The sequence below is a fragment of the Microbacterium sp. zg-YB36 genome, assembly GCF_024623575.2.
Classification (GTDB): domain Bacteria; phylum Actinomycetota; class Actinomycetes; order Actinomycetales; family Microbacteriaceae; genus Microbacterium.
The window spans coordinates 78,708-92,741 of record NZ_JANJFD020000003.1 but is presented as its reverse complement, the minus strand read 5'-3'; the positions used below and the strand labels follow the sequence as shown (position 1 = coordinate 92,741).

The following is a 14,034-nucleotide window of genomic DNA, read 5'->3' as shown; positions in this document are numbered from 1 at the left end:
ATCGGAAATCGTGACCGACTTTGCAGCAGATTCGATCCTGGTCCACCTGGACGTCATGCCGAACGGCGAGCTGGCCAAATCGGCGGCCGGCCTGCTGGGCGCGGCCGCCGCGATCGGCACCCCGGTGGCGCTGATCGTCGCCGCACCCGAGCGGCACGACGCACTGGCATCCGCCGCGGGTGACCTCGGCGCGCAGGCGGTGCTCACGGCCGGGCTCGGCGGCGCCGACAACGCACTGACGATCCCGTTCCTGGACGCGCTCGTCGCGGCAGCCGACCTCGTGCAGCCCGACGCGGTGCTCGTCTCCAACTCGATCGAGGGCCGCGACATCGCCGGCCGGTTCGCCGCCCGCACGAAGCGCGCGCTCGCCGTGGACGCCATCGGCGTCGCCCGTGACGACGAGGGCGTGCTCGCGCAGCACTCGGTGTACGGCGGGGCCTACAGCGTCACGTCCGCGCCGACGTTCGGCGCCTACGTGATCACGGTGCGTCAGGGCGCGATCGATGCGCGCGCCGAGGCGGTCGCAGCTCCTGCCGTTTCGCCGCTCGAGGTCACGCCGTCGGGTGCCCCCGCGGCGACGGTCGACTCGTTCGAGGAGGCCGTCGTGGCATCCTCGCGTCCGGAACTGCGGGGTGCGGCCAAGGTCGTCTCCGGCGGCCGAGGACTCGGGTCGGGGGAGAAGTTCGCGCTCGTCGAGCAGCTTGCCGACACGCTGGGCGCCGCGATCGGCGCGTCGCGCGCCGCAGTGGATGCCGGCTACGTGCCGTACTCGTACCAGGTGGGGCAGACCGGTGTGTCGGTGTCCCCGCAGTTGTATGTCGCTCTCGGCATCTCCGGGGCGATCCAGCACAAGGCGGGAATGCAGACCGCGAAGACGATCGTCGCGATCAACAAGGACGCGGACGCCCCGATCTTCGAGATCGCCGACTTCGGCGTGGTGGGCGATCTCTTCCAGATCGTGCCGCAACTGATCGCGGCCCTCGAGTCGAAGAAGGCGTAGCGCGCGATGGCGACATACGGGCGAACCGTGCGCCGGGGCCTGCCGCGGGTGGCCGGCGGTGAGCCGTGGCCTGCCGCCGGTGCCGCGCCCGTCGGTGTCGCCGCGCCCGCCCCGGCCACGCCCGCCCCGGCCGCGCCCGCCGCGGAAGTGGCAGTTGCTGCCGCCCCCGCGCCCGCGGAGCGACACGAAGTGACACCTGAACCGGCGCCCGCGGCGACAAGCGACGCTCAGGTGGCAGTTGCTGCCGCTTCGGCGCCCGCGGAGCGACACGAAGTGACACCCGAACCGGCGTCGGCCGGGCGCGCGCTGCGGCGCGGCCTGCCGCGGGTGCCCGGTGGCGAGCCCTGGCCCCCCGCGGGCGCTGCCGCGGCTCCCGCTGCCGCGGCTCCCGCAGCCGCTCCGGTGTCGGTTATGGCGGGTGTTTCTGCCGCAGAGCGTGCGGACGTGACACCCGAGCAGCCCGCGCAGCCCCCGCAGTCCGTGCCAGCGACGGTCGCCGCGGATGCCGAGGACGGTGTCGCGCTGAGGCGCGGACTGCCTCGCGTCGCGGGTGGCGAGCCCTGGCCGCCGGCGGGAGTCGCGCGGCCTATCGTGACGGATGCCGCGCCCGTGACGGATACCGCGCCCGTGACGGATGCCGCACCGGTGACGGATAGCGCTCTCGTGGCGGCGGCCGCAACTACCGCTACCGCGCCCGCAACCGCAACCGCAACCACAGCACACGCCCCCGCGTCCCCCACCGGCCCGCGCCCGCCGCTCACGGTGCCCCGCACCGTGTGGCCGGGAGCGGCGGCATCCGTCCGCCCGGCGCCGAAGCCGGAGCCCACGCGCATCGGTGCGTTCACCCGCACGCAGTGGGCGGGAATCGTGGTCGTCGGCGGCGGTGGCCTGCTGGTGGCGGCAGCCCTCGCGGTGTTCTTCGTGCGCTGGTTCCTCAGCCTCGAGTTCATGCAGGACTTCCTCGTCACCTACCCCGGCGAGTACCACCTGCCCGAGGGGGCGCCTGTCGGCTTCCCGGCGTGGCTCGGGTGGCAGCACTTCTTTAACGCGTTCTTCATGGTGCTGATCATCCGCACCGGCCTGCAGATCCGCACCGAGAAGCGGCCGACGGTGTTCTGGACGCCGCGGGGCGACAAGAAGGGCAAGACCAGCCTCACCATCTGGCTGCACCAGGCCCTCGACGTGCTGTGGATGGTCAACGGCCTCGTGTTCCTGGTGCTGCTGTTCACCACCGGGCAGTGGATGCGTATCGTCCCCACCAGCTGGGAGGTCCTCCCCAACGCACTGTCGGCGGCGCTCCAGTACGTCTCGCTGGACTGGCCCACCGAGAACGGCTGGGTCAACTACAACGGGCTGCAGCAGCTGGCCTACTTCACGACGGTGTTCATCGCCGCGCCGCTGGCCGCCATCACCGGCTACCGCATGAGCGGCATGTGGCCGAAGAACAACGCGCGGCTCAACCAGGCCTACCCCGTGGAGTGGGCGCGCGCGCTGCACTTCCCGGTGATGCTCTACTTCGTCGCGTTCATCATCGTGCACGTCGCGCTGGTGTTCGCCACCGGGGCGCTGCGCAACCTCAACCACATGTACGCCGCGCAGGGGTCGGTCGACCCCACCGCTTATGCGGACAACTGGACCGGGTTCTGGATCTTCATCGCCTCGGTCGTGGCGATCGCGATCGGGTGGATCGCCGCGAGGCCGCTCGTGGTCGCGCCGATCGCGCGGCTGTTCGGCACGGTCAGCGGGCGGTAGCGGCAGATGGCGGATGCCGGGGCGGAGCGCTGGACCATACTGGTCTCCCGCGTGCTCGCGCCCAACGCGGGGCCGATGACCCTCGACGGCACGAACTCGTTCGTGATCCGGGCGCCCGGCAGCGGCAGCATCGTCGTCGTCGACCCCGGTCCCGACGACGCCGCCCACCTCGATGCGCTCCGCGGTGCGGGGGAGGTGGAACTCATCCTCCTCACCCACCACCACCGTGACCACACCGAGGCGGCACCGCGGTTCGCCGAGCTCAGCGGGGCGCCGGTGCGAGCCCTCGATGAGCGGCTGTGCATCGGGGCGCCACCGCTGGACGACGGGGAGCAGCTGCACGCCGCCGGCATCCGTATCGACGTCGTCGCGACCCCCGGCCACACCGCCGACTCCGTCTCGCTGCACCTGCCCGACGACGCTGCGCGGGATGCCGCCGACACCCCCGGCGGCACCATGCTCACCGGGGACACGATCCTCGGCCGCGGCACGACGATCATCGCCGCACCCGACGGGTCGCTGGCGGACTACCTCGACTCGCTCACCCGGCTGCGCGGCTACGGCGCGATCCCGGTGCTGCCGGCCCACGGCCCGCAGCTGCCGGACCTCGCCGCCATCTGCCGCACCTACGCCGCCCACCGCCGCACCCGCCTCGACGAGGTGCGCGCCGCCCTCGGCACGCTCGATCGAGCCCCCGCGCCCGACGCGGCCCTGGTGGCCGAGGTGACCGATATCGTCTACGGTCACATCGACCCCGCGGTGCGGTTCGCCGCCGAGGCATCCGTGCGGGCGCAACTGACCTACCTCAGCGCGCGCAGCTAAACTACGCACATCGCCCACCGCGAGGCCAAAAGCCTGCACAGGATGGAAAGCCGATGTCGTCGACGATGAACACACCGCCCACGCTGACCGATGATGAGCGCGCGGCGATCCTCGCCGCGGTGCGGGAATTCGCCGCCACCGAGCTGGCGCCCTACGCCCTGGAACGCGACGAGCACGCGATCTTCCCGCGCGACGCCCTGCGCCGGGCGGGCGACCTCGGCCTCGGCGGCGTCTGCGTGCGGGAGGACGTAGGCGGCACCGGGCTGTCGCGCAGCGACGCGGTGGCGATCTACGAGGCGCTCGCGGAGGGCGACACGTCGCTTGCGGCCTACATCTCGATCCACAACATGGTCGCCGGGATCATCGACACCTGGGGGAGCGCCGCGCAGGGGCAGGAGTGGCTGCCGCGCCTGGTCGAGATGAGCGAGGTGGGCTCCTATTGCCTGACCGAGCCGGGGGCGGGGTCGGATGCCGCGGCGCTCGTCACCGCCGCCGTGGCCGACGGCGAGGACTACCGGCTCACCGGCGTGAAGCAGTTCATCTCCGGTGCGGGCGAAGCGGGGGTGTACGTCGTGATGGCCCGCACCGGCGCGCCAGGGGAGCCGGGTTCCCCCGGCGCTCGGGGCATCTCGGCGTTCCTCGTGCCGGCCGGGACCCCCGGACTGTCGTTCGGCGCGAACGAGAAGAAGATGGGCTGGAGCGCGCAGCCGACCCGCCAGGTGGTGCTCGACGACGTGCGTCTGCCGGCATCCGCCCTCATCGGCGGCGTGGGCGAGGGTTTCCGCATCGCGATGGCGGCCCTCGACGCGGGCCGTCTCGGCATCGCGGCGTGCTCGATCGGGGGCGCCCAGTGGGCGATGGACCGCGCGGTGCGCTACGTGCAGGAGCGTGAGACCTTCGGTGAACCGCTGTCCGAGCGTCAGGCGGTCGTGTTCATGCTCGCAGACATGGCCACCGAGCTGCGCGCGGCCCGCGCGCTGGTGCGCGACGCCGCCCGTGCGCTGGACGAGGGCGCCGACGACGCCGCAGTGCAGTGCGCCATGGCCAAGCGCTTCGCCACCGACGCCGGTTTCCGCGTCGCCAACGACGCGCTGCAGCTGCACGGCGGCTACGGGTATCTGCGCGAACTCGGCATCGAGAAGGTGGTGCGGGATCTGCGGGTGCACCAGATCCTGGAAGGCACGAACGAGATCATGCGTGTCATCGTCGGCCGCGATCTGCTGCGCCGCGGTCGCGTGGCACGATGAGGGCATGACCGCATACGAGACGCTCATCGTCGAGACCCGTGGCCGCATCGGCTGGGTCACCCTCAACCGGCCTCAGGCCCTCAACGCCCTCAACGCCCAACTCGCCGCCGAGCTCGGTGAGGCGGTGACCGCGTTCGACGCCGACGAGAACATCGGATGCATCGTGCTGACCGGTTCCGAGCGGGCTTTCGCGGCGGGCGCCGACATCAAGGAGATGGCGGGGAAGAGCTCCCACGAGATGACGATGCACAACCCGTTCGCGGGGCTCGAGCAGCTCTCCCGCGTACGGACGCCGGTGGTGGCCGCGGTGGCAGGCTTCGCCCTCGGCGGCGGGTGCGAGCTGGCGATGATGTGCGACGTCATCCTCGCCGCCGACACCGCCCGGTTCGGTCAACCCGAGATCAACCTCGGGGTCATCCCCGGCATCGGCGGCACGCAGCGGCTGACCCGGGCGGTCGGCGCCTACAAGGCGGCGGAGCTCGTGCTGACCGGGCGCATGATGGATGCCGCCGAGGCGGAACGTGCCGGCCTGGTGTCCCGGGTCGTGCCGGCATCCGATCTGCTCGACGAGGCCGCGAAGACGGCCGAGACGATCGCGTCGAAGTCGCTGCCGGTGCTGTACGCCGCCAAAGAGGCACTGCGAGCGGCTCAGGAGACGAGCCTGGCCGAAGGCCTGCGCCTGGAGACGCGCATCTTCACGTCGCTGTTTGCCCTGGAAGATCAGAAAGAGGGCATGGCCGCCTTCAGCGAGAAGCGCGCGCCGCGGTTCAGCCACCGCTGAGTGCGGAGGGCACCCTAGGATGCCCTCGTGAGCGTCGACAGGGCGGACGGGGAAGCTCAGGGCATCGCCAGCCGGGCGGCCCAGTTCGACGCCGCGCTCGGGCCGATCGACTGGAGCCTGCTGCCGCCCGACGTGCAGCGCGACCGTGTCACCGCGCCGTCCGGCGCGCTCGCCCGCATCAGCATGGGCCCGGTCGACGGGCAGCGCGTCGTGCTGGTGCCCGGCGTCACGGGGTCCAAAGAGGACTTCATCCGGATGATGCCGATGCTGGCAGCAGCGGGCTATCGGGTCGAGTCGTTCGACATGGCGGGGCAGTACGAGTCCTACACGGCGGGGCCGGAGAACCTCGTGCCGCCGCAGCGCCGGTACACGCTGGAGCTGTTCGTCGACGACCTGCTGGCAGTGCTGGCCACCGGCGCCACGCCGGCGCACGTGCTGGGCTACTCGTTCGCCGGCACCGTCGTCGCGGCCACCGCCGTCGCCCATCCCGAACTGTTCTCGAGCATCACGCTGCTGTCGGCGCCTCCGATCGCAGGCCAGGCGCTGCGCGCCTTCAAGATCCTGGGCCCCGTGAGCGGCCCGATCCCGGCACGCACCGCGGCACGCCTGATGATGTGGGGCGTGCGCAACAACGTGCACCGCGGGCCGCAGGACCGCGCCGTCTTCGTGCGGGCGCGGTTCGCGCTCACCCGCACCTCCAGCGTCGAGGACATCTTCTGGCTCATGAAGCACACGCCGGACCTGGCCGATGCGCTACGGGCGCTGGGTCTGCCGATCCTCGTCGTCACCGGCACGGGTGATGTCTGGCCGGTTGCGGCGCACCAGGCATACGCCGCGCGGCTCAACGCCGTGCTGCGGGTGATCGACACCGGCCACAGCCCGTGCGAGTCGGCGCCGCATCAGCTCACCGAGGCGATGCTGGTGCACTTTCCGCGCTGACCCGTCGCGCCTCGCGGCGGGCTTCGCGGCGGACCGCCCGGCGCCGGTGGCGTCCTAGCGCGCACCGCCAGTGCCGGCGGAGAGCGCCGACCTCGGACAGGTTGACGCCGATGTCGTGGAACGCCCACACGACTCGTCGGCGGAAGCCGGCGAACGAGTCGAAGGGGCGAGCGGACACCCCGACGCGCAGCAACCGGTCGAACTCGACGCCCGCGCCGAAATCGAGGGCGAAGCTGACTTCGAGGTCATCGTGCATGCGGGGGTCGTCCAGATGCACGCGTTCGCGCACCTGCGGCCATGCGCTGCGGCGGAGCGCGAAGTTGGAACCGAACACGGGCACGTGCCCCATGACCAGGCGCATGGACCAGAAGTAGCCGCCGAGGTACCCGTACCGGCCGATGACTTCCCATACCCGGGCGCCGCCGTAGAACACGCCCGTGCCGGTCAGCGCGGTGAGGGTGGGATCGGCATCGAAGCGCTGTTCCAGACGCGCGGTCCACTGCGGCGACGGGATCGAATCGGCATCCAGTCGCCCGATGATGTCGCCGCGGGCCGCGTCGAAGCCGCTCGCGGTCGCGCGCAGCACCCCGCGGCGCGGTTCGCTCACCAGCACCGCACCGGCGGCGCGGGCGACGTCTGCCGTGCTGTCGGTGGATCCGTTGTCGACGACGATGATCTCGTCCGGCTGTCGCGTCTGGTCGGCGAGGGCGGCCAGGCAGTTCGTCAGCATGAACGCATCGTTCAGAGACGGGATGACGACGCTCACTGTGCTCATCGAGCGTCAGCCTAGGGCCTGCGTCGCCGTCATGTGGCCTTGGAGCACTCGGTGCGTCGCCGATCTCACTCGCGCCGGAAGTCCTGGCCGGCCTCCGCCCTTTTCCAAAGCGACGCCGGCGGGACGAAGCGCTCGCCGAAGGCGTCGGCCAGCTCCCGCGCCCGGGCGACGAAGCCGGGCAGGCCCCCCTCGTACTGGTTGACGTACTGCAGCACGCCTCCCGTCCATGCCGGAAAGCCGATGCCGTAGATCGAGCCGATGTTGGCGTCGGCCACCGACGCGAGTACCCCCTCATCGAGGCAGTGGATCGCCTCGAGCGCCTCGGCGAACAGCATCCGCTCCTGCAGATCCACAAGCGCCACGCGTGTGCGGCCGGAGTCGAATCGCTCGCGCAGCCCCGGCCAGATCCTGACGCGTTCCCCACGCTCGTCGTAGTCGTAGAAGCCGCGGCGGGCCGCGCGGCCTCGGCGCTTCGCGTCGTCGACCATCCAGTCCACGACGGCCTCCGACGGGTGTGCGACCCAGTTCGCGCCCGCCGCCTCGGTCGCGGCGCGCGCGGCGACTCGCATCTTCTGCCCCAGCGACAGCGACAGCTCGTCCAGCAGGTGCAGGGCGCCGGCCGGATAGCCCGCCTGCAGGGCGGCCTGCTCGACGGAGGCCGGTTCCACGCCTTCGCCGACGGCGGCGACCGCCTCGGCGAGGCGCGCGCCGATCACGCGGGAGGTGAAGAAGCCGCGGGAGTTTGTCACGACGATGGGGGTCTTGCGGATCTGCTGCACGAAGTCGAACGTCCTCGCCAGCGCCTCGTCGCCGGTGCTCTCGCCGCGGATGATCTCAACGAGCGGCATGCCGTCGGCCGCGGAGAAGACGTGGACGGGACTCACGGTGGCCTGGACCTCCGGGGACACCCGCGGCTTGCCTGATACCGATTCGGATACCGCCTCGATGACGATGTCCACACCGGAGAAGTCCGCGGGGTCGGCGGTGGGGTGGATGCGCTCCAGCAGCGCCTGGCTGCGCTCCTCGGTGGTTTCGCCCCGGGCCACGGCCTTCTGCTCCCGGCCGTGGGCGTGCTCCTTGCCCTTCTCCGCGGCTTCGGGGGAGAGCTCCAGGAGGACCACGTCGATGCCGGCTTTCGCCGTGGCGTAGGCGATGGCGGCGCCCATCATGCCCGCACCGAGGACGCCGACCTGCTCACAGACCGGCACCGCCGGGCAGCGGCGCTCGGTCACGTAAGCGAGAGTACGCTCGGCCGGCGGCGTCAGGAGATCTTGCGCTTGTAGATGGTCATCGCGAACCCGAACGCCACCACCAGGATGCCCAGGCACCACGCCAGCGCCACCCAGATGTCGGTGCCCACCGGCTGACCGGCGAACAGGGCACGGGTGCTGTCGACGATCGAGGTGACCGGCTGGTTCTCGGCGAACCAGCGCACCGGGCCCGGCATGGTCTCGGTGGGGACGAACGCAGAGCTGATGAACGGCAGGAAGATCAGCGGGTACGAAAAGGCGCTCGCGCCGTCGACCGTCTTGGCCGAGAGCCCCGCGATCACGGCGATCCAGGTGAGGGTCAGCGTGAACAGCAGCAGCATGCCGACGACCGCGAGCCATTCCAGGACGTTCGCGTCGGTGCGGAACCCCATGAGCAGGGCCACGCCGACGACGATCGCCATCGAGATGGCGTTGGCGACCATCGAGGTCAGCACGTGCGCCCAGAGCACACCGGAGCGGGCAATGGGCATGGACTGGAAGCGTTCGAAGATGCCGCCCTGCATGTCCAGGAACAGCCGGTACGCGGTGTACGCGATGCCGGACGCGATCGCGATCAGCAGGATGCCGGGGAGCATGTAGTCCACATACGCCTCGGTGCCCACGTCGATGGCCCCGCCGAACACGTAGACGAACAGCAGCATCAGCGCGATCGGGGTGACGGCGGTGGTGATGATGGTGTCGGGGCTGCGCAGGATGTGTCGCAGTGACCGGCCGGTCAGCACGGCGGTGTCGGTGAGGCCGTGGCCGGTCATGGTCGTTCCTTTCCGGTGGTCGCCGGTGCGCCCGGAGCGGCGGCATCGCTGCCGATGATGGCGAGGAAGACCTCCTCGAGGGTGGGCTGCTTCTCGACGTACTCGACCTTCGCCGGCGGCAGCAGCTTCTTCAGTTCCGCCAGCGTGCCGTTCGCGATGATGCGGCCCTGGTGGAGGATCGCGATGCGATCGGCGAGATGCTCGGCCTCGTCGAGGTACTGCGTGGTCAGCAGCACCGTGGTGCCGCCGCGGGCGAGTTCCCGCACCGCTTGCCACACCTCCAGGCGGGCTTCCGGGTCGAGACCGGTCGTGGGTTCATCCAGGAAGATCACCGGCGGGTTGCCGATGAGACTCATCGAGATGTCCAGACGCCGCTGCATGCCGCCGGAGTATGTCCCGGCCCTGCGGCCGCCGGCGTCGGTGAGCCCGAAGCGGGCCAGCAGCGAGTCGGCGATGGTGCCGGGATCCTTGAGGTGGCGGAGCTTGGCGACCAGGACCAGGTTCTCCCGACCGGTGAGCACCTCGTCGACGGCGGCGAACTGCCCGGTCAGGCTGATCGACTCGCGCACCTGGGCGGCCTGCGCGGCCACATCGGCGCTGTTGACCGTCGCCGTTCCGGCATCCGCCCGCAGCAGTGTCGACAGGATGCGCACGACGGTCGTCTTGCCGGCGCCGTTGGAGCCGAGAAGGGCGAAGATGCTGCCCCGCGCGACGTCGAAATCCACACCCTGCAGCACGCGCAGGTCCTTGAACGACTTCTCCAGACCCGCCACCTCGATGGCGGGTGCCGGTGTGGCGGTCATGATTCCGCCTCCTTTCCGGTGCCATCGCCGGTCACGCCGTTGATGGCCTTGACCAGCCGCGCACGTTCCTTGTTGATCCACTGCCCGGCGGTGTAGTTGCGCAGGAACTCTTCGGCGAACTCCACCGGGTCATCGCCGACGATCGCGCGGATCGGCGTGCCGTCGGCGGCTGCCTGCTCGAACAGGTCGGCGAGGTCGCGGAGCATCGCGAGCATGATGTCGCCCTTGGTGATCGAGCCGTAGTACATCAGGTAGCGCTCCAGCGCCATGGCGGCGGTGCGATAGTCCGCGGGCAGCTGCTCCACTCGCGCCTTGTACTGCTTGTACTGCTTCTTCTCTTCGAACGGGCCGGTGACCTTTTCGAGCCAACCTGCAGCCATGTTCACTTGCCTCCTCGGTGGAGCTGTTCCAGACGTTCTGCCAGGAAGCTCCACGTCCTCCAGAACTCTTCGAGCTGTTCGTGTCCCTGCGCGTTGAGCGAGTACACCTTGCGCGGGGGCCCCTTTTCGGACGGGACCTTCTCCACGTCCACGAGGCCGCGCTGTTCGATGCGCACCAGCAGTGCGTAGACGGTGCCTTCGGCGATGTCCGCGAAACCCTGCTCGCGCAGCCAGCTCGTGATCTCGTACCCGTATGCCGGGCGCAGCGCGAGGATCGCCAGGACCACGCCCTCCAGCGTGCCCTTGAGCATCTCGGTCATCTGCTTGCTCATCGTTCCCACTCACTACTCAGTGTGGCTAACTACCGGTAGTCAGTATCACTGAATAGCGACGCGTGCGCAACGGTCGAGTCCGAGATCGGGTCGCGGGCGCGCGGCATCCGCGTCGCCCGTTCTTCGGAGAACGCCGCGATTTCGGACCGAATGGGGCGGATGCCACCGAAGAACCGGTGATCTCCGAAGAACCGGCGCGCGCCGGCGGGGCCTGTGGGGGACGACTGGGGGACGACTGGGGGACGACTGGGGACGACGGGGGACGACTGGGGGGCGTCAGTCCGCGTCGGTGGCGGCGCCGGCGGCGAAGCCGGCCGCGTACCCCTGCGCGTGCGCTTCGTCGGCGCCCAGGTGGAAGAAGTCGCGTTCGGCCGGGCGCACGATCGAGCGGGCGCCGGGCAGATCCAGGGGGCCCACGAGATCCGCGCGCCCTCGGACGACGGCGACCGGGCGACGCGAGGCCTTCCCCTTGACGAGGTCGGCCGCCGCGGCCAGCTCATCGGCCACGCAGGGCATGGTCACCACGAGCGGGCGACCTTCGGCATCCGTCTGGCCGCGCAGGTCCGCCATGACCGTGACGCCGCCGGCGCCGATGGCGTGATCGGTCTGGCCCTCGCGCCACGCCCTGCCGAGGGTGTCGGAGACGATGACGCCGACGTGCACCCCGAGCCGCTCCCGCAGGCCGGCGGCGATGGCGCGGGCCGAGGCATCGGGGTCGACGGGGAGCAGCAGCACGGTGCCGTGAGGGGTGTTCGAGGCATCCACGCCGGCGGCGGCGGAGACGATGCCGAGCCGGTTCTCCACGATGCGCGTGAGGTGTCCGGATGCCGAGGTGCGCGACGCCACGACGCGTACGGTCTCGGCGGTGATGGCCGCTTCGCGGTCGTCGGCGCGGATCATGCGGCCCTCGGCCTTGGACACGATCTTCGACGTCACCACGAGGATGTCGCCGTCGGCGAGTGTGCCGCCCGCGGCGGCGGAGATCAGCGTGACGAGGTCGTCACCGATGGCGACCTCGGGAATACCGTCGAGCGCCCAGACCTGCAGCACGACGCTCAGCGGACGAAGCGGACTTCGGTCAGCGTTTCGCCGAGGAAGGGTTCGGTGTGCGCCGCGCCGTCGAGGACGAAACCGTTGCGCTGGTAGAACCGGTGCGCGCGGGGGTTGTCCTCGGCGACCCAGAGGTAGGCCTGTTCGTCCTGGTGGATCGCGGCGTCGAAGAGGCGCTGGCCGGCGCCGGTGCCCTGGTACTTGGCCAGGAGGTAGATGAAGTACAGCTCGCGGGTGCGTGGCGCATCCCGGTCGCGGGCGGGGCCGGAGCCGACGAATCCGACGATCTCGCCGTCGTCGAGTGCGGCGTGCATGCGGAAGTCGGGACCCTGCTGAGCCCAGTGCGTCCACAGTTCGGCCAGACGTCGTGGCGAGACGTTCTCGAGCGCGGCCTTGCTGATGAGGTGGTCGTAGGTCTCGTGCCAGCACTGGGCGTGCACGCGGCCCAGGGCCTCTGCATCCACGTCCCGCACCGGACGGACGACGATGTCGGTCTGGGTTTCGCGTTCCATGTCGTGACTCTACGCGCGGGTCGCGCGGGGGCGAAATCGGAACAGCCGGGGTAATTCGGCGGGTGGTCGGCGTCTCCCCTCGGCGCCGCGGGGCTTTCTCCACAGGGCCGACTTCCACGGGTTGTCCACAGATCGGGAATTGACCGTATGATCGGGCCCTTCTTGGGGGCGCCAATGTCGGAGGGGGTGAGCAGAATTGGCGCATGAGCACCTTCCTGAACCGACTTGAGGCGCTGCGAGAGCATGTCGCCGAAGTGGTGTCCGACGGGGTGCGCAGCGGGGAACTGGCGAGCCAGACCGAAGCGGATCTGGCGCGGCTGCTCGGGGTCGTCGGGGGCATCGGGCGGTGGGTGGATGCCGCGCTCATTGGGATCGTCGGCGAGGTGCAGTCCCGCTCCGGGGGTCCCCGCGATGACCGGATGACGACGCGCCTGGGGTGCCATGACGTCTCGGAACTGGTGCAGCGGGCGGCGCTGGTGGCACCGCAGACGGCTTCGCGATTGCGTAGGGTCGCGGCGGTGGTGCGGCCCGAGGAGTCCTTCCTCACCGACGAGCCGCTGCAGTCGCAACTGCCCGCGCTGCGGGAGGCCGTGCTCGACGGCGTGGTCGGACTCGACGGGGCGCTCGCGATCGCGGAGCCGCTGCTGGCGATGGGGAGCCGGGTCGGGCGCGAGGCCCTTCTCCTTGTCGATGGCCTCCTCGCCGCCGAGGCGAGGGTCCCGACGGCGCGCCGCCGGCGTGCCCGGATCTGCTTCGCGTGCAGGCGCAGGCGTGGTCAGTGGCGTTGGATCAGGACGGCGCCGAGCCCCGCGAACGAGCGACCATGCACAGGCGATCGCTGATCCTCGGCACCCCCACTGCGTGCGGGGTGCCCGTGCGCGGGATGCTCATGCCCGAGGTCGCCGCTCAACTGGAGCGGATCTTCGACGCCACCCTCTCACCGCGGGGCAAGGTGGCCTTCGTTGCAGGGGTGAGCGACTCCGACGAGGAGTGGAGCCACGACAGCGTGCCGCCGGTGGACGGGCGCACGCGCCCGCAGAAGCAGCACGATGCCCTCGCGATCGCGCTGACTGTGGCTGCCGCCAGCGGATCGCTGCCGACGATCGGGGGTGCGGCGCCGACCCTGGTCGTGACGGTGCGCGCCGAGGATGTCGCCACCGGCCAGGGCTACGCCCACGTCGACGGGTGCGATGAGCCGGTTTCCCTCGCTGCGGCGCGGCACGCCGGCTGCGCCGGGGCCATCCAGCGCGTCACGCTGACGGCTGAGGGGCGGATCGTCGCGATCGGCACCGAGGACCGGGTGTTCAACCGGCATCAGCGCCGGGCAATCGCCGCCCGCGACGGCGGCTGCTTCATCCCCGGATGCGGGGTGCCCGCCGCATGGTGCGAGATCCACCACGTCGTCGAGCACGCCAAAGGCGGTCGCACGCACACCGACAACGGCGTGCTGTTGTGCTGGTTCCACCACCGCTTCCTCGACGTGCACGGGTGGCGCATCCGGATGAACAAGGGGGTGCCCGAGGTGCGGGCACCCGGGTGGAACGACGCCTCCGGCCGGTGGCGACGGGTGACCCGGTCGCCCGCGCGGCTGAAGGATCTGGTGCTGCGCAGATGACCG

16 protein-coding genes are annotated in these 14,034 nt (G+C 70.9%); 8 read left to right on the top strand and 8 right to left on the bottom strand.

The genetic code is table 11. The features are described from left to right. The first annotated feature begins 10 nt into the window (after window positions 1-10). The 6 genes from NQ151_RS09700 to NQ151_RS09675 all read left to right on the top strand — a co-directional run bounded on the left by NQ151_RS09700 (window position 11) and on the right by NQ151_RS09675 (window position 6,541). Entirely contained in the window at window positions 11-1,000 is a 990-nt protein-coding gene (locus NQ151_RS09700; protein WP_257507526.1) for an electron transfer flavoprotein subunit alpha/FixB family protein, read from the top strand. 444 nt (window positions 1,001-1,444) lie between these two features. Next, entirely contained in the window at window positions 1,445-2,752 is a 1,308-nt protein-coding gene (locus NQ151_RS09695) for a cytochrome b/b6 domain-containing protein (RefSeq protein WP_353477570.1), read from the top strand. 6 nt (window positions 2,753-2,758) lie between these two features. Then, window positions 2,759-3,574, top strand: coding sequence for an MBL fold metallo-hydrolase (locus NQ151_RS09690; RefSeq protein WP_257527948.1), 816 nt, complete (start codon window positions 2,759-2,761; stop codon window positions 3,572-3,574). Window positions 3,575-3,639: 65 nt separating this feature from the next. Further along, complete coding sequence (locus NQ151_RS09685; RefSeq protein ID WP_257527947.1) at window positions 3,640-4,821, top strand: acyl-CoA dehydrogenase family protein; 1,182 nt, start codon at window positions 3,640-3,642, stop codon at window positions 4,819-4,821. 4 nt (window positions 4,822-4,825) lie between these two features. Next, window positions 4,826-5,602 (top strand): enoyl-CoA hydratase, encoded by a 777-nt coding sequence (locus NQ151_RS09680; RefSeq protein WP_257527946.1) that lies wholly within the window; start codon window positions 4,826-4,828, stop codon window positions 5,600-5,602. 27 nt (window positions 5,603-5,629) lie between these two features. After that, the gene (locus NQ151_RS09675) at window positions 5,630-6,541 is read left to right on the top strand and encodes an alpha/beta fold hydrolase (RefSeq protein ID WP_257527945.1); all 912 of its coding nucleotides are present in this window, start codon (window positions 5,630-5,632) and stop codon (window positions 6,539-6,541) included. On the opposite strand, the gene NQ151_RS09670 is transcribed toward NQ151_RS09675, so the two are convergent. The 8 genes from NQ151_RS09670 to NQ151_RS09635 form a co-directional block, all read right to left on the bottom strand. Continuing rightward, window positions 6,507-7,316 carry a glycosyltransferase family 2 protein gene (locus NQ151_RS09670; protein ID WP_257507532.1) on the bottom strand — a complete coding sequence of 270 codons (810 nt, stop codon included), beginning with the start codon at window positions 7,314-7,316 and terminating at the stop codon, window positions 6,507-6,509. The genes NQ151_RS09675 and NQ151_RS09670 overlap by 35 nt on opposite strands. Window positions 7,317-7,381: 65 nt before the next feature. Continuing rightward, on the bottom strand, window positions 7,382-8,548 hold the full coding sequence (locus NQ151_RS09665; RefSeq protein WP_286130181.1) for a 3-hydroxyacyl-CoA dehydrogenase family protein: 1,167 nt from the start codon (window positions 8,546-8,548) through the stop codon (window positions 7,382-7,384). A 29-nt stretch (window positions 8,549-8,577) separates the two neighbouring features. After that, window positions 8,578-9,339: an ABC transporter permease gene (locus NQ151_RS09660; RefSeq protein WP_257527944.1), complete on the bottom strand. Its 762-nt coding sequence runs from the start codon at window positions 9,337-9,339 to the stop codon at window positions 8,578-8,580. Then, window positions 9,336-10,142 (bottom strand): ABC transporter ATP-binding protein, encoded by an 807-nt coding sequence (locus NQ151_RS09655; RefSeq protein WP_257527943.1) that lies wholly within the window; start codon window positions 10,140-10,142, stop codon window positions 9,336-9,338. The genes NQ151_RS09660 and NQ151_RS09655 overlap by 4 nt, the downstream gene beginning before the upstream one ends. Beyond that, the gene (locus tag NQ151_RS09650; RefSeq protein WP_257507536.1) at window positions 10,139-10,522 is read right to left on the bottom strand and encodes a DUF1048 domain-containing protein; all 384 of its coding nucleotides are present in this window, start codon (window positions 10,520-10,522) and stop codon (window positions 10,139-10,141) included. The genes NQ151_RS09655 and NQ151_RS09650 overlap by 4 nt, the downstream gene beginning before the upstream one ends. A gap of 2 nt (window positions 10,523-10,524) precedes the next feature. Next, on the bottom strand, window positions 10,525-10,854 hold the full coding sequence (locus tag NQ151_RS09645) for a PadR family transcriptional regulator (RefSeq protein WP_257507537.1): 330 nt from the start codon (window positions 10,852-10,854) through the stop codon (window positions 10,525-10,527). A 276-nt stretch (window positions 10,855-11,130) separates the two neighbouring features. After that, window positions 11,131-11,904, bottom strand: coding sequence for a coenzyme F420-0:L-glutamate ligase (gene cofE / locus NQ151_RS09640; RefSeq protein WP_374113778.1), 774 nt, complete (start codon window positions 11,902-11,904; stop codon window positions 11,131-11,133). 5 nt (window positions 11,905-11,909) lie between these two features. After that, window positions 11,910-12,416, bottom strand: coding sequence for a GNAT family N-acetyltransferase (locus NQ151_RS09635; protein ID WP_257507538.1), 507 nt, complete (start codon window positions 12,414-12,416; stop codon window positions 11,910-11,912). Window positions 12,417-12,619: 203 nt separating this feature from the next. Between NQ151_RS09635 and NQ151_RS09630 the strand changes: the two genes are divergently transcribed. Further along, window positions 12,620-13,258 carry a hypothetical protein gene (locus tag NQ151_RS09630; protein WP_257527942.1) on the top strand — a complete coding sequence of 213 codons (639 nt, stop codon included), beginning with the start codon at window positions 12,620-12,622 and terminating at the stop codon, window positions 13,256-13,258. Then, window positions 13,174-14,031, top strand: a complete 858-nt coding sequence (locus NQ151_RS09625; protein WP_353477569.1) for an HNH endonuclease signature motif containing protein — start codon at window positions 13,174-13,176, stop codon at window positions 14,029-14,031. The genes NQ151_RS09630 and NQ151_RS09625 overlap by 85 nt, the downstream gene beginning before the upstream one ends. Window positions 14,032-14,034: the final 3 nt, after the last annotated feature.

Coding starts and splice junctions, on each gene's coding strand:
- NQ151_RS09645 (WP_257507537.1), bottom strand. CDS start 10,854: ATGAGCAAGCAGATGACCGAGATGCTCAAGGGCACGCTGGAGGGCGTG.
- NQ151_RS09660 (WP_257527944.1), bottom strand. CDS start 9,339: ATGACCGGCCACGGCCTCACCGACACCGCCGTGCTGACCGGCCGGTCA.
- NQ151_RS09670 (WP_257507532.1), bottom strand. CDS start 7,316: ATGAGCACAGTGAGCGTCGTCATCCCGTCTCTGAACGATGCGTTCATG.
- NQ151_RS09680 (WP_257527946.1), top strand. CDS start 4,826: ATGACCGCATACGAGACGCTCATCGTCGAGACCCGTGGCCGCATCGGC.
- NQ151_RS09655 (WP_257527943.1), bottom strand. CDS start 10,142: ATGACCGCCACACCGGCACCCGCCATCGAGGTGGCGGGTCTGGAGAAG.
- NQ151_RS09630 (WP_257527942.1), top strand. CDS start 12,620: ATGAGCACCTTCCTGAACCGACTTGAGGCGCTGCGAGAGCATGTCGCC.
- NQ151_RS09650 (WP_257507536.1), bottom strand. CDS start 10,522: ATGGCTGCAGGTTGGCTCGAAAAGGTCACCGGCCCGTTCGAAGAGAAG.
- NQ151_RS09690 (WP_257527948.1), top strand. CDS start 2,759: ATGGCGGATGCCGGGGCGGAGCGCTGGACCATACTGGTCTCCCGCGTG.
- NQ151_RS09685 (WP_257527947.1), top strand. CDS start 3,640: ATGAACACACCGCCCACGCTGACCGATGATGAGCGCGCGGCGATCCTC.
- NQ151_RS09635 (WP_257507538.1), bottom strand. CDS start 12,416: ATGGAACGCGAAACCCAGACCGACATCGTCGTCCGTCCGGTGCGGGAC.